Source organism: Undibacterium pigrum (assembly GCF_003201815.1).
In the GTDB taxonomy this organism is placed as follows: Bacteria; Pseudomonadota; Gammaproteobacteria; order Burkholderiales; family Burkholderiaceae_D; genus Undibacterium; species Undibacterium pigrum.
In genome coordinates this window covers 1-13,589 of sequence record NZ_QJKB01000015.1, presented here as the reverse complement: position 1 = coordinate 13,589, position 13,589 = coordinate 1, and the positions used below count along the sequence as shown (strand labels likewise).

The 13,589-nt window shown below is 54.0% G+C and carries 11 protein-coding genes; 7 read left to right on the top strand and 4 right to left on the bottom strand.

Features of this window, described 5'->3' with window-relative positions; translation table 11 throughout:
• Window positions 1-704 precede the first annotated feature (704 nt).
• The 4 genes from DFR42_RS25530 to DFR42_RS29360 are packed head-to-tail and all read right to left on the bottom strand — an operon-like array spanning window position 705 to window position 5,702.
• On the bottom strand, window positions 705-2,171 hold the full coding sequence (locus DFR42_RS25530; RefSeq protein ID WP_110257896.1) for an efflux transporter outer membrane subunit: 1,467 nt from the start codon (window positions 2,169-2,171) through the stop codon (window positions 705-707).
• The gene (locus tag DFR42_RS25525; protein ID WP_110257895.1) at window positions 2,171-4,168 is read right to left on the bottom strand and encodes a MacB family efflux pump subunit; all 1,998 of its coding nucleotides are present in this window, start codon (window positions 4,166-4,168) and stop codon (window positions 2,171-2,173) included. Before DFR42_RS25525 ends, DFR42_RS25530 begins: the two co-directional genes overlap by 1 nt.
• A complete protein-coding gene (locus DFR42_RS25520; RefSeq protein ID WP_110257894.1) occupies window positions 4,165-5,547 on the bottom strand; it encodes an efflux RND transporter periplasmic adaptor subunit in 1,383 nt (460 codons plus the stop codon). The genes DFR42_RS25525 and DFR42_RS25520 overlap by 4 nt, the downstream gene beginning before the upstream one ends.
• The gene (locus tag DFR42_RS29360) at window positions 5,544-5,702 is read right to left on the bottom strand and encodes a hypothetical protein (protein WP_170133681.1); all 159 of its coding nucleotides are present in this window, start codon (window positions 5,700-5,702) and stop codon (window positions 5,544-5,546) included. Before DFR42_RS29360 ends, DFR42_RS25520 begins: the two co-directional genes overlap by 4 nt.
• A gap of 323 nt (window positions 5,703-6,025) precedes the next feature.
• Here DFR42_RS29360 and DFR42_RS25515 point away from each other — a divergent pair, with 323 nt between their 5' ends.
• From DFR42_RS25515 to DFR42_RS25480, 7 genes are all read left to right on the top strand, one after another.
• Entirely contained in the window at window positions 6,026-6,172 is a 147-nt protein-coding gene (locus tag DFR42_RS25515; protein ID WP_110257893.1) for a lmo0937 family membrane protein, read from the top strand.
• 5 nt (window positions 6,173-6,177) lie between these two features.
• On the top strand, window positions 6,178-7,086 hold the full coding sequence (locus tag DFR42_RS25510; RefSeq protein WP_110257892.1) for a YihY/virulence factor BrkB family protein: 909 nt from the start codon (window positions 6,178-6,180) through the stop codon (window positions 7,084-7,086).
• A gap of 296 nt (window positions 7,087-7,382) precedes the next feature.
• Window positions 7,383-8,039 (top strand): hypothetical protein, encoded by a 657-nt coding sequence (locus DFR42_RS25505; protein WP_110257891.1) that lies wholly within the window; start codon window positions 7,383-7,385, stop codon window positions 8,037-8,039.
• A gap of 276 nt (window positions 8,040-8,315) precedes the next feature.
• The gene (locus DFR42_RS25495) at window positions 8,316-11,819 is read left to right on the top strand and encodes an EAL domain-containing protein (RefSeq protein ID WP_110257889.1); all 3,504 of its coding nucleotides are present in this window, start codon (window positions 8,316-8,318) and stop codon (window positions 11,817-11,819) included.
• An 89-nt stretch (window positions 11,820-11,908) separates the two neighbouring features.
• The gene (locus DFR42_RS25490) at window positions 11,909-12,295 is read left to right on the top strand and encodes a hypothetical protein (protein WP_110257888.1); all 387 of its coding nucleotides are present in this window, start codon (window positions 11,909-11,911) and stop codon (window positions 12,293-12,295) included.
• Window positions 12,296-12,478: 183 nt separating this feature from the next.
• Complete coding sequence (locus DFR42_RS25485; RefSeq protein WP_146218973.1) at window positions 12,479-12,889, top strand: hypothetical protein; 411 nt, start codon at window positions 12,479-12,481, stop codon at window positions 12,887-12,889.
• A 91-nt stretch (window positions 12,890-12,980) separates the two neighbouring features.
• Window positions 12,981-13,379, top strand: coding sequence for a hypothetical protein (locus DFR42_RS25480; RefSeq protein WP_146218972.1), 399 nt, complete (start codon window positions 12,981-12,983; stop codon window positions 13,377-13,379).
• Window positions 13,380-13,589: the final 210 nt, after the last annotated feature.

The window sequence follows — 13,589 nt, the reverse complement described above, 5'->3', positions numbered from 1 at the left end:
TTGATCTGTGCGGTGGCGTACCGAGCTTGGAATCTGTTATTGATGTGCTTGGGGGATGCTGTGCGCATCGTGGCAATTTGATAAATGGTGCTGCATGATCACTATCACCGGAGCTTGACCGAAGCTTGAATAGATAAACTTTTCATACTCTTGGCTACGTCATTCCAGCATGCTTTTGGCTGGAATCCATCTGGCTTACCCGTAGGTTGGGCTACGCTTCATCAGCCCAACACTCGGCATTCGATTAACGTATTCTCAAGAAAACAAAGCGATATTCCTGAATTCGCTTTTAGCTACCTGCATACGTTATTTAAGATTGCAGGCCGGGGGTAGCCCGGCGGCTACTCCCTTTTCTTGTCGTCGCCAAGAAAAGGGAGCAAAAGAAGGCGACCCAGGCGTAGCCGCCCCTAAAGGGGTTCCCGTTTATGCAGTACAAAAAATGGGAAGATCCGAAACTCGCTCCCCTTGCAGGGCGCACAATCGCTTGCAAGCGATTGCCGTTTCGCAGGCGAAGTGCATGCACTTCGAAACCCCTGCTACACCTCAGACACGGGCATTTCTAATCCATTTTCTGTACTGCACAAACGGCGTCTACACATGGGAACTGCTAAAGTCAAAAACAACTGCAACTGCAACGTCAACACGACCTGTAGTCATATTGCACAGTTTACTAAGAATCCGTGCAATGAGAATTCCTTAACCGATCACTGCCCCAGCCACCCTCCCCCCAGCGCCTTATACAAACCCAGTTGCGCCTGCAATCTTGACAAGCGGCTTTGTGTGAGTTGGTCCTGCGCCTGGAAGCGGCTGCGTTGGGCGTCGAGCAAGACCAGCAGGTCGTCTGCGCCGGCGCGGTAGCGGATTTCTGAGAGGCGTAGAGCCTGATCGCTTTCTTGCAGGCTGGCTTGCAGCAGGGCTTCTTGTGCCTGGCTGCGGCTGCTGGCGGCGAGGGAGCTGTCGACGTCGGCCAGGGCGGCGAGTACGGCTTTGCGGTAGGCCAGCAACAATTCACGCTGGCGGGATTCGGCGATGCTGACCTGGTTGCGCAGGCGGCCACCATCGAAGATGACTTGTGTCAGGCCGGCGGCGATGTTGAAGGTGGTCAGCGGGGCATTCACCAGGCCTTGCAGGCTGTCGCTGGCGAGGCCGAGCGAGCTGCTGAGGCTGATGCTGGGGAACAGGGCGGCGCGGGTGGCGTCTATGTTGGCGTTGGCAGCGGCCAGTTGTGCCTCGGCACTGGCGAGGTCTGGGCGTCGTTGCAGGAGGCTGGCGGGCAGGCCGGGGGCGATGGTGGGCACATTGATTTGTTGTATCTTGTCGCCAGCCACCTGAAAGCCGGGCGGCACTTGTCCCAGTAAAATAGCCAGCGCATACAGGGCTTGCTGTTCTTGCAGTTGCAGGGGCGGGATGGCGGCTTCCTGGCTGATGACTGCGGCGCGCTGGCGTGTCAGGTCCAGTTGTGCGGCAGCACCGTAACGCACGCGTGCCTCGACTACCTGCAAAACGCGGCGGGCTATCGTCAGGTTTTCTTGCGCCACCGCCAGTCTTTCACGTACGGCCAGTATCTGAAAATAGCCAGTGGCGATACCGGCAGTCAGGGTCAGTTTCAAGCTGTCGCGATCAAACTGGCTGGCTTGTTGCTGGCTATTGGCAGCACGTACACCAGCGGCATTCTTACCCCAGAAATCAAATTCATAACTGGCGCTCAGACCGAGACTGGTACTATTACTGCTACTGCTATTATTCCCCCCTCCATCTGCATTTATCCCATTCGTTGAATTACCACCCCGCGTCTCGCGATGTGATGCGCCAGCCGAACCAGATAATACGGGGAACAGCGATGCCCCCGCGATGCGTGCCTGCGCTTCTGCCTGGACGATGCGCTCAGCCGCCATGCCAAGATCAGGATTATTTTGCAGGCCTTGCGCTATCAGCCTGTCAAGTTCAGGCGATGCAAAATCCTGCCACCAAGTTGCCTTGACTGTGCTGGCAGTAGTCGCCTGTTGCTCTGACTGCGCTGACCGCTCTGACCATTGTGCAGGCATGTCCTGCACAACAAAGGCGCTGTCTTTGGCTGTGCTCTGGCTGGCACAGCCATTCAGCAACAGCAAGAGAACAATGGCAAGGCCAAGGCTGAGGCTGGAGGTAAAGGTGTCTGGATAGTGTTTCATTATTTGCCCAATGCGATAACAGGATCAACCTGGGCAGCCTTGCGTGCCGGGAAGTAGCCAAACACCAGGCCTATCGCCAGTGCGCAGCCAAACGCCAGCACCACCGGGGCGATGGAAAATTGTATGGGTGTGCCAAACAGGCTGATGATGAGTGCTGCCAGCATGCCCAGTGCCACGCCCAGCGCACCGCCCAACACTGACACCACCAGTGCTTCGATCAAGAACTGTTGCAGGATATTGCGCATGCGTGCACCGGTTGCCATGCGTATGCCTATCTCACGCGTTCGCTCGGTGACGCTGACGAGCATGATATTCATCACGCCTATGCCGCCCACCAGCAGGGAAATCGCGGCGACCGAGGCCAGCAAAACCGTCAGGGTATTTTGGGTATCGGTAGCGGTTTCGAGTATGCTGGCCATATTGCGTATCTGGAAATCGACAGCGCGATGGCGCGCCTGCAGCAGGCTGGTGACAGCATCCTGAGTCGCATCAATGGCATCGACATCATCGACTGCGACGGTAATGGTGCGCAGGAAACGCTGGCCAAACAGGCGCAGGCTGCCGGTGCTCAAGGGCAGCAGGACGATATCGTCCTGGTCTTGCCCGCCGGGTGAAGCACCGCGGGCGGCCATCACGCCTATCACCTGGAACAGCACATTGTTCAAGACCACATACTGACCTACAGGTTTGCTGTCGCGGCCAAACAAATTATCCACCACGGTTTGCCCCAATACGACGACGGCGGTGTAGCTCTTGACATCATCTTCCGAAAAAAAACTGCCCTGGCTGACACCCCAGTTGCGTGCCAGCGGAAAAGTGGCCGAAGTGCCGGTGGCCTGGGTCTGATAATCGGCATTGCCAAAACGGGCGGTGACGCTGCCACCGAGTTCGGGCACGGCAGTCTGTACATTGGGCAGGCTGGCGATGGCGTCTGCGTCGGCAGGCACCAGGGTAGCCACACTGCCGCCTACGCCACGGCGGTTGGGTGCGCCTGGCCGCACCACCAGCAAATTACTGCCCATGGAACTGATGCGCGCCAGCACGGCCTGTTTGGCCCCATCACCGATGGCCAGCATGGCGACGACAGAACCGACACCGATGACGATGCCCAGCAGGGTCAGCACCGTGCGAAACAGGTTGGAGCGCAACGCCCTGAGGGCAGTTTTGGCAGCCGCCAGCAAGCCGCTGAGAAAGGCTTCGCCGCGGTCATCACTGCTGTTGACGGCATTGTCCAGGGTGGGATTGGCAGGCTGTGCAGCATTCGAATCAGCAGCAGTTTCAGATGCAGAAACATCAGGAATATGCGTACCAGTATCATCGACGATCAGGCCATCCTTGATATGCAGTATGCGGTGCGCCTGTTCGGCCACTTCCTGTGCATGGGTGATGAGGATGATGGTATGGCCGCGGCGCGACAACTCTTTCATCAGGGCCATGACTTCGATGCCACTCTGGGTATCGAGCGCGCCTGTGGGTTCATCGGCCAGTACGATGCGGCCACCATTCATGAGGGCGCGGGCAATCGAGACGCGTTGTTGCTGGCCGCCGGATAACTGGCTGGGACGGTTGCGCAGGCGTTCGCCCAGCCCCAGTGTACTTAGTAAAGCGGTCGCGCGCTGGCGTCTTTGCAGCGGTGCGACACCGGCATAAATCGCCGGTACTTCAACATTCTCGGCAGCGTTTGCAGTGGCGATGAGGTTATAGCTCTGGAACACAAAACCAAAGGCTTCACGCCGCAGGCGCGCCAGTTCATCACGCTCAAAACCGGATACATCATTGCCTTCAAACAGATAGGTGCCAGAGGTTGCGCGGTCCAGGCAACCCAGGATATTCATCAGCGTGGTCTTGCCAGAACCAGATGCCCCCATGATGGCGAGAAATTCACCTGCATAGATTTTGAGGCTGATGCCGTGCAAAATCTCCACTTCCATATCGGTGGTCTGGTAAGACTTCCTGACATCGCGCAATTCTATTAGTGGCAGATCAGGCTTGTTCATCTCGGGCCACCGCCGCCACGTTGATTATTGCCAGCCAGCGGCCCGCCACTTTGCGGTGCAGCAGCAGTTGCTGGTGCTGACTTGGTACCCACCACGACTTTTTCACCGACCTCAAGACCAGACAGGATTTGTGCCGACACCCGTGTCATGACACCCACCTGCACTGCCCTTTCGCTGACTTTGCCATCCTTGTCCATGACACTGGCCATGGCCTTGCCATCCTTGAACTGGCCACGCGGGTCTTGTGCAGAACCGCCGCGCCTGCCAGCTCTGGCGGGCTTGCCATTTTCTGGCGCGGCATGCAAGGCAGTCAGCGGTACAAAGATGGCATCCTTGGCGCTGGCGAGTACAAAGAATACCTGCGCCGTCATTTGTGGCAACAGGGTCTGGCGGGTATTGGGCACTTCAAACAGAGCATCGTACAAGACCACGTTATTGACGACGTTGGGGGTAGGTGAAATTTGCCTGAGCTTGCCGTAATAACGGCGCGTGCTGCCACCCAGGGTGGTGAAGTACACGTCCATGCCCAGCTTGAGTTTGCCCACATCTGCCTCAGACACCTGTGCCTGCACGGTCATGATGGACAAGTCGGCAATGCGCATGATGATAGGTGCCTGCTGGTTGGAATTCAGGGTCTGGCCCTGGCGTGCTGTTTGCGAGACCACGGTGCCTGCGATAGGGGCATAGATTTTGGTGAAACTGAGATTGGCATCGTCGCCGCGCAAGGTAGATTCAGTCTGTTGCATTTGTGCCTTGATGGCGGCCACCTGTGCCACGGCTGAACGCTGTTGTGCCTCGGCAGTTTGCAGGGATTCTTCTGTTGTAGCCTGTTCCCGCATGAGGTTTTTTTGGCGCGTCAGTTGCAGCTCTGCCAGTTGCAGCTGTGCCTGCTTGTCGGCTAGTTGTGCTGTCTGGTTGCGTAGCTGGGCGCGATCGGCATCGGCCTTGGAGAGGTAGACCGTCGGGTCGATCTCGGCCAGCAAGTCCTTGGCCTTGACGACAGCGCCTACTTCTACATGCAGTATTTTTAGCTGGCCAGACACCTGGGTGCCAACATCGACAAAGTCCTTGGGTTGCAGGCTGCCGGTGGCGGTGATGGCATCTTCGATATCGGCTTTTTGCACGACGGCAGTCAGCCATTTTTCTTCATCATCGCCACCGGCGATTTGACGATAGGCATAGATGCCAGCCAGTATCAGCAATATGACGGCGATAATGATAGCAATGATGGTGCCGGGCTTGAAGCGGCGGCCAGGTGGTTTGCCTGGAGGGCCAGGCGGGCTGGCAAGCAATGCGGCCTGAGGCGTTTGTGGTGTAGCAGATACTTTTCCTGCTGAGCTTTCTGGTGTGTTTCCAGGAGTCTGGTCGACAGTGCTCATACATTCACCGTGCCTGAACGGATAGCCGGGTGGGCAACCGGGGTTGACCAAAAAAACTCAGGCAAAACCGCTCCGGCGGCCCAGTATTGCATGCACATGCCCTGCCTGGGCCACCGTATTGCGCCGAAACGGTCTTGCCTGAGTTCTCTGGTCATGCGAATAACTCCTTCAAAAATATACTGTAGTAAGAACTCACTGAAGCATATTCTGCGTGTTTTCCTACATGGCATCCGTGCGCTGCCGAACAGACGCGCATTGGCCTGTGCCTCAGGATACGAACTATGCAAACAGATATCTGTGCATCTTTGAAAAGCTCGAAACTTGTTGCTGGAGTAGATTCAGAATAACAAAGCAAAGTCTGGAGACAAACACAAAGTGTATCGGAGCTTATCGGTTTGTAAGCGTCCCTTAACCTGAGCGTCATGTAGTGAAATACCGTGTGATGAAACTACTGCGCACTTTTTAGAAAGAAAAAATCATGCTCTATACTATCGCTGTCATCTTACTTGTCATGTGGCTGCTCGGCATGGTGTCTGCTTACACCATCGGTGGCTTTATCCACGTTTTGCTGGTTGTCGCTATCGTCATGGTGCTGGTGCGCGTGATACGCGGCGAACGACTCTGACGCCTATGTTGTCGACCTTCAAGGCCTTGCTGCAACGTGGCATCGCCTTGCCCCGGATACTGCCTTCCATAGGCAGTATCCTGCATTGTGCTGTCAGTGAATGGTTGCAGCACCGCTCCGCCAGCAAAGGCGCAGCGCTGGCTTTCTACACCCTGTTTTCCATGGCCCCCATACTGGTGCTGGTGCTGGCAATTGCCGGCTTTTTTTATGGGAAAGAGGCAGCCCAGGGTCAGCTATTCCATCAACTGCAAAGCCTGGTTGGCCACACCAGTGCCGAAGCCATACAGGCCATGCTGGCAGGTGCGCGTAATGAAGACGAAGGCCGCCTGGCCACCATCATTGCCAGTGTGCTCTTGCTGGTGGGTGCTACCAGTGTGTTTGCCGAACTCAAAGAATGCCTGGATGAAATCTGGCAAGTGCCACGCCAGACTGACAGCGGTATCTGGAACTTGCTACGCACACGCCTGCTGTCATTCGGGCTGATCCTGGTACTGGCATTTTTGATGCTGGTGTCGCTGGTGGTGAATGCGATACTGACGGCGCTGGAACATTACTGGAGCGGCAGCCAGATAGCCCTTACCCTGATCTTCCTGCCCTTGTCGGCGATAGTGGGTTTCACCGTCATCGCTTCCCTGTTTGCAGTGATATTCAAGATGCTGCCAAAAGTACGTCTGTCCTGGAATGACGTCTGGGTAGGTGCGCTGGGCACGGCAGTATTGTTTCATGCAGGCAAATATGCCATCGGTGTCTACATAGGCAATAGCGGCGTTGCCAACAGTTTTGGTGCTGCCGGATCAATGATTGCGATATTGCTATGGGTATATTACTCAGCCCAGATTTTTTTGCTGGGCGCAGAATTCACCCGCCAGTATGCCTATAATTTAGGCAGCCTGCGAAAAACCACACCTCCCTGAGACTTCGTCAATCTCTCCTTAAAATTAGCTTGCTGATGGTATAAACTGCATCAGAGCTATATAAATAATAAGTATTGAAATCAAATACTTATATGCAGAAATTTTCATATTTGGTGCGATTTATAGGCGCTGGAGCAACTACTGTTTTTGTTCCGTAATATTTGCTTACAAGATGATTCAATTTATCACTTATATAATATTGTAAAAAACTGTGAAATGAGTAAATATTGCGTCTGGTTAATAGATTCACAGATGGTTTAGCTTGCATCCCCCTGCAGTTTCCCATTTACAGGCAAATGAACACTGCATCATTACAAGTAGTACAAGATGAAAAACTGGCACAGGACTTGCGCCTGATTGCTGCTGACTTTGAAATACTCGATTTTTTCCACCACTTTGGCAGCTCCTGCTTTGCCATGTCAGCCACGCTGGCGCAAATTCTCACAAAAAAAGGTTATCAGGCCAGAGTGCAAGGTTGCTATGGCGAAATCAGAAAAGATAATGGCATTTTTTATATAGGCTATCAGGGCTTTGCCCACGCCGGACAAAAAGAAGGCCATGCCGTCTGCATCGTCAATGAAGAATACCTGCTGGATTTTGGCCTGGGCACACTGAAGAAACACTATGCGGCTGACTTCAAGTCTACGCTGGTCAGCAAAATAGCTGGCAGCGCCGATTATCTGGCCCATGTCAGACTGGAGAACGGTGCCGACATGATCTGGCGCACCGACTGGATTTCACCGATGGTGGAACTGGAATTGCAATCACAGGTAGCGTCTGTGGAACGTATTTTGGCAGTCTATGAAGATTTTCAAAAAAACCGTGTGGCTTATCTGGTCAGGAAAATGTTCGCCGCCAATCACCATCTGCCCACATTCAACCTGGCCTTGAATCTGCCACTGAATTTCCCTCTCGATTCTCCTCTGGTCTTGAGCCAGTCTCAGGCTGCATAAATACAGTCTCATCAAATAGAGATTTCACTTTGCCAGGCCCTTTGCCTGGCTTTGTTGCTTTGTTGTTTCGCCCTGCGCCAGCATGCTAATATGGTCAATATTGGCTAACAAATAACAAGCGTATGCAAAGAACCCGTTCGGGAAAGCCTGCCCTGAAGTGAGCGTGTGCTGAAAAACCTTGCCATAAGTCACCATTTGAAAACAAAATAGCCTGGAGAACATGTTAAATTATTGATCTCAAAGGCCAAGGTTTTCAGACCAACCCTGTGGAAAAGCATGATGACTGAACCGCGTGAAGACTTGTCCACTACAGTGCAGACCGCGCTGGCCAGGTCCATGCGCAGTTATTTGCTGATACTGGTGCTGGCAGTTTCCCTTCCGCTGATAGCGATTGTCGGTTTTGGCATTTATCACGATTTCCAGCAATCCACCGAACACACCAAGAAGTCTCTCAAGATCATGACCAATGTCATGCTCAGGAATACCCGTGGCAAGCTGGACCAGGCACAAAAGATCATGACAGGCGTCGCCAGGCTGCCATTGGTGAGGCGATTGCAACTGCAGGATTGTCCTGAAAAAATGTCCAACCTGGCCAGCCTGGACCCAAGCTATTCCCGCCTCGCAATTACAGACCTGCAAGGCCGTATCCTGTGCAGTGCCAGGACAGGTTCCACAGCCTCCATGACTGACATCAGTCTGGCTGAAATTAGCGAAACCATCCGCAACGGCAGCCTGACAATTTCACCGCCACGCCGCGTGCAGGCTTCTGCTCCATGGAGCACCATCATGAGCCTGCCTGTGCGCAATGAAGAGCAAGCCATCATTGCTGTCGTCGTGCTGTCGCTGGATGTGGATTTTTATAATCCGGCCATACCGGCGGAGTTTTTGCCTGAATCCAGCCGCTTTGGTTATTTCCGCGAAGATGGCATCATGGTCTGGCGCAATCTTGACCCGGATGGTGTCATCGGCACCCGCCCCAATGCCGAAGCGGCCAGGCGCATCGTGCAAACCAAAGATGGCGAATTTGAAAGCCTTGCTGTCGACGGTGTAAGGCGTTTTTTTTCTGTCAGCCCTTTGCCTGAATATGGTCTGGTCGCCTTTGTGGGCGTGCCATCGAATACTGTATTTGCCGATGCGCGCACCCGTGCCTATGAAGCCATAGCTCTGACCTGCGCCATGATAGGCTTGTTGCTCGTAATGGCAAGTTTTTTTGGGCGGCGCATCACCCGGCCTATGTCGGCCCTGGGCCGTGTCGCCAAGGCGGTCAGGAATGGCGACCTGGGTGCCAGGGCATTGATGGAGGGGCCAGAAGAATTGCAGACCGTGGCCAGCGAATTCAACCGCATGCTGGCAGCGCAACAACGTAGTGATGCCCGCTTCCGCGCTTTTCTCGACAATAGTGCCATCGTCGCCTGGATCAAGGATGAAGATGGCCGCTATCAGTTTGTCAGCGATAACTTCCTGCGCCGCTTTGCCTTCCACAGCAACCAGGTGCTGGGTAAGACCGACCATGATTTTTTACCCACCGAGATAGCAGAAGCTTATCGCGCCAGTGACCTGGCCCTGCTGGAAAATGGCATGCAGGATGAAGCCATCTGGCCCTCGGTGAATGCCGATGGCAGCAATAGCTGGTGGCTGGTCAACAAGTTTGTGTTCATGGGGTCAGACAGCAAACGCCAGCTTGGTGGCCTTGCCGTTGATATTACTGAACGCAAGCGCATGACTGATCTGGACGAAATGATTTTGCAAACTGCCATGGATGCCTACTGGCTGGTCGATAAACATGGCAATATCAAGGCAGTCAATGAAACCGCTTGCAGCATGATGGGTTATACCCGTGAAGAAATGCTGGCACTGACGATCGATGATGTCGATGTCATGCTGGAGGGGCATGGCAGGACAGTGGAAGAAAGACTGGACAATGTACGCCTGGGCGGTGCCCAGCAATTTGAAGCCAGGCACAGGCGCAAGGATGGCCGTGTCATTGATGTGGAAGTGTCGGTACGCTATCTGCCCAGCCAGCAATTGTTCCCCGCCTTTGTACGCGATATCACGGCCCGCAAGCAGGCAGAACAGAGCCTGCATCTGGCCGCCACGGTGTTTGAATCACATGAGGGCATGTTTGTCACGAATGCCGACAAAGTCATACAGCAAGTCAACCGCGCGTTTACCGAAATCACTGGTTACAGTCGTGAAGACGCAATAGGACAAAGCCCCAAAATCCTTAACTCAGGCCGCCATGACCCCGCGTTTTTTGCTGAGATGGATGTGCATCTGGCCAAAAGCGGTTCCTGGCAGGGTGAAATCTGGAACCGCCACAAGGATGGTCATATCAGCCCGCAATGGCTGGCGATCACTGCTGTGTATGGGCGCAATCATGAGTTGCTGCATTATGTCGGCACCCTGGTCGATATCTCCATGCGCAAGGCGGCAGAAGATGAAATCAAGACCCTGGCTTTTTATGACCCGCTGACCCGCCTGCCCAACCGCCGCCTGCTGACCGATCGCCTGCAACAAGCCTTGCTGGCCTGCGCCCGCAGTGGCCGCAAGGGTGCGCTGATGTATATCGACCTCGACAATTTCAAGACCCTCAACGATACCCAGGGCCATTACAAGGGTGACCTGCTGTTACAGCAAGTCTCTGAGCGCCTCAGTCATTGCGTGCGTGAAGGCGATACCGTGGCACGCATAGGTGGTGATGAATTTGTGGTCTTGCTGGAAAACCTCAGCGAAGCCTCGCATGAAGCCGCCAGCCAGATAGAAATGGTGGGCAAGAAAATTCTCGTCGCGCTGAACCAGCCCTATGAACTGGAAGGCTATGAATGCCATAGCACCCCCAGCATAGGTGCAACCCTGATTGCCGAGCATGACAGCAATTACGAAGAATTGATGAAGCAGGCCGACCTTGCCATGTATGCCGCCAAAACCGCGGGCCGCAATACCCTGCGCTTTTTTGATCCCGCCATGCAAGCCGTGGTCAGTTCGCGTGCGCAGATGGAAAAAGAATTACGCGAAGCCTTGCGCGACCAGCAACTGCGCCTGCACTACCAGGCCCAGGTAGGCCGTCATGGTGAGCTGGTCGGCGCAGAAGCACTGGTACGCTGGCAACATCCGCAACGTGGCATGATTTCACCCGCCGAATTTATCCCGCTGGCAGAAGCCAGTGGCCTGATCCTGCCGCTGGGCCAATGGGTATTGCGCACCGCCTGCCTGCAATTGCTGAGCTGGGCCAATGATAGCCACAGCGCCCAACTGACAATAGCAGTCAACGTCAGCGCACGCCAGTTCAGGCAGGCCGATATTGTCGAACAAATCCTCGGCATCCTGCAAGAAACCGGTGCCAAACCAGAATTGCTGAAACTGGAACTGACCGAAAGCCTGCTGGTCGATGATGTGGAAGACACCATCAAGAAAATGGAAAGACTGAAAGCTGCCGGCCTGTGTTTTTCTCTGGATGATTTTGGTACGGGTTATTCTTCCCTCACCTACCTGAAGCGTCTGCCGCTGGATCAGTTGAAGATAGACCAGTCCTTTGTACGCGATGTACTGACAGACCCGAATGATGCCGCCATCGCCCGCACCATTGTCGCCCTCAGCCAGAGCATGGGCCTGTCTGTCATTGCCGAAGGTGTGGAAAGCGCAGAGCAAAGAGATTACCTGGCCAGCCAGGGCTGTCATGCCTACCAGGGTTATTATTTTGGCCGCCCCATGCCTATCGCCGATTTTGAACTGGCGCGCCAGCACATGCCCGCAGGCAGCATGCCTTGTGGCTCGCACTAGCAGGAGCGGCATTGAAACACCTGTAGCCTGGAAGATTCTGCTACATTGACGACTATGCAGGCAAGTTTAGCCTGCTTCTGGAGCATCACATGCCGCTGAAAAAACATATGCTTCGTATCAGCCTGGTACTGGCTATGATCGCCATCAACCTGGTGCTGTATGTTGATGCGCATGGACTGGGCAAAGCAGAAAGTAGTTTTAGCGCGCTTTTCCTGGGCTGCACGCTTGCCATGTTGCCACTGGCGCTATTGACCACGTTCTACAATCCCGATGAAAAGCAGTTTTTAAATATCTTTGCCCTGTTTTGCGGCGTCGCTCTTGGTGTCATGCTGAATGCCTTTACTGACTTTGGCAACGACAGAAATTTATTTCCCATAGAAATGGCGATATTTACCCTGCTCTCTGCGCCTGCGATTATCACAGGAGCCGCCGCTGGTATCATCACCAGGCGTGTAGTGCGCAGGACGGGAACCTGAGCTGGTTGCAACTGCGGCAACTGCGGCAACTGCGACCACTGCTACAACAGCAAATATGCAATGCAGCATCCATGCCGCCGCCCGCCAGGCCAGTATCCGCCTGTCTATTGCCAATTCCACAAGTCGATAAAAATTGCGCTGATCATAGTAAAATTGCGGCATATACCCTTACCGGAAACATGCATGTCTAAAAAAAATGAACTGACCCTGCTGATGGCAAAAGTTCTATTAAAACTCAGTTCTGATTCCCAGCAGCCATGGGACCAGTCGTATTGCCGTTTTTTATCAGAAAACAAAGCAGAAGCCAGTTTCCAATTCATGTTCAGATTGGGCAGGACACTGCGCCCGCAGCCAGAACAAGCCGACTACCAGGACTACACAGCCTTGCTGGGTCCATTGATGCAATCGTTGTTTGATGAAATGCAGGCAGAAACCACGCACAGGCCTGTGCTTGCCGTGCTGACGGTAGACGCCGCCAAGACCTATAAACTCAAACTGGAATACCATAACGCCCATGCCCATGAAATCAGCCTGCAGGCGCTGGGTACTACGGCATCTTACTTTAGCAGCGAAGAGATTGATAAACCGGCTTGACCAGTTCTTGTCACGTGGAATGGCAACCGGCAAGCAGTGAAAACCAGTTACTTGTAAAATCACAAGTCAGGCTTACATCAGCGAGTACACCATGTCAGAAACAGAACCGTTCTTCAGATACATACTCCGCTTCTTCAGTGTAATGCTGGACTGTACTACCAGTATGCCCTTCCATGTTAGCCCGGCCAGTCACGAAGAGTTGTACGACATGGCCATGCAGCATTATCTGCAGGCAGAAAGCAATCCCGTCGATGAACGCTACCGCTTCAAGGCAAGCACGGCCACCATCGTCAAGACAGAAGAAAGCGGCGGCTATCAACACCAGCCACTGAGCCTGACCATCTTCGCCCGCAATCCCCACGGTGAATACTTCATGTACAGCACGACTTCACCCTTTGCAGAAAAACTGCTCAAGCATGTCAGCCATCGCATGGCCCGCGTGGTCCTGGGAGACGCCTATCTAGAGCCAGGGCTTGAGCAAGCGGCCTGAGATTTGCTGAGATTTGGACAGTAAGGTAGGGCGGATTGTAATCCGCCGCATGAGATCATCATAATCCCCAGGGAAATACCTGTGCCGTGCACCACGCACACATGCGGCGCATTATAATGCGTATATGGACTCCTCAGGAATTGCAAGTTTTTGTTGTTTCGGCTTAAGTTCAACTGCTCGCGTATATCCGGCTTCTCAATTGGGTACCGT

Bases quoted from the DNA above. Each gene is read 5' to 3' on its own strand.
- DFR42_RS25530 (WP_110257896.1), bottom strand. From the start codon at position 2,171: ATGAAACACTATCCAGACACCTTTACCTCCAGCCTCAGCCTTGGCCTT.
- DFR42_RS25525 (WP_110257895.1), bottom strand. From the start codon at position 4,168: ATGAACAAGCCTGATCTGCCACTAATAGAATTGCGCGATGTCAGGAAG.
- DFR42_RS25520 (WP_110257894.1), bottom strand. From the start codon at position 5,547: ATGAGCACTGTCGACCAGACTCCTGGAAACACACCAGAAAGCTCAGCA.
- DFR42_RS29360 (WP_170133681.1), bottom strand. From the start codon at position 5,702: ATGACCAGAGAACTCAGGCAAGACCGTTTCGGCGCAATACGGTGGCCC.
- DFR42_RS25515 (WP_110257893.1), top strand. From the start codon at position 6,026: ATGCTCTATACTATCGCTGTCATCTTACTTGTCATGTGGCTGCTCGGC.
- DFR42_RS25510 (WP_110257892.1), top strand. From the start codon at position 6,178: ATGTTGTCGACCTTCAAGGCCTTGCTGCAACGTGGCATCGCCTTGCCC.
- DFR42_RS25505 (WP_110257891.1), top strand. From the start codon at position 7,383: ATGAACACTGCATCATTACAAGTAGTACAAGATGAAAAACTGGCACAG.
- DFR42_RS25495 (WP_110257889.1), top strand. From the start codon at position 8,316: ATGATGACTGAACCGCGTGAAGACTTGTCCACTACAGTGCAGACCGCG.
- DFR42_RS25490 (WP_110257888.1), top strand. From the start codon at position 11,909: ATGCCGCTGAAAAAACATATGCTTCGTATCAGCCTGGTACTGGCTATG.
- DFR42_RS25485 (WP_146218973.1), top strand. From the start codon at position 12,479: ATGTCTAAAAAAAATGAACTGACCCTGCTGATGGCAAAAGTTCTATTA.
- DFR42_RS25480 (WP_146218972.1), top strand. From the start codon at position 12,981: ATGTCAGAAACAGAACCGTTCTTCAGATACATACTCCGCTTCTTCAGT.